Annotated in this window: 1 protein-coding gene; it reads left to right on the top strand. The window is 27.9% G+C overall.

Going from position 1 to position 452, the window contains the following annotated elements; all coding sequences use genetic code 11:
- Positions 1 to 20 precede the first annotated feature (20 nt).
- On the top strand, positions 21 to 452 hold a 432-nt coding region (locus tag HMPREF3029_RS05075), incomplete at its 3' end, for a G5 domain-containing protein (protein WP_210400779.1).

Raw genomic sequence — 452 nt, 5'->3', positions numbered from 1 at the left:
ACGAATACGACGAAAGAAATGTGATTCAAGAAAAAATTGATGAAATCATTGTAGTTGGTCAAGGTGTTGAAATACTAGAACATGTACAGGAAATTGAAGAAATACCATATGATGTTGAATATATAAACAATGACAAATTAGAAATAGGTAGAAGTTATATTGATAGACAAGGTATCAATGGACAAATTATAAAAACTTATGAAGTTTCAACATTCAATGGTGAAGAGCTTTCTAGAGTGCTCATTAATGTAGAAAAAAAGGATGCAGTTAATAAGATTATCGTAGTCGGAACATTTGATCCAACTAAAGTAGACGATATGACTAACGGATATACTAATACATTAATGTTAATTGATTCTAAAACGCTTAAAACTATCGCAAACATTTCGTTTATAGGTAAAACTTTTGATAATAGATTAGAAGATTTCATTAATGATTTTAATAATGAAAAC

The organism is Nosocomiicoccus sp. HMSC059G07 (genome assembly GCF_001815515.1).
Classification (GTDB): Bacteria; Bacillota; Bacilli; order Staphylococcales; family Salinicoccaceae; genus Nosocomiicoccus; species Nosocomiicoccus ampullae_A.
The sequence above is the reverse complement of the archived record's forward strand: the minus strand, read 5'-3'. Positions and strand labels throughout refer to the sequence as shown.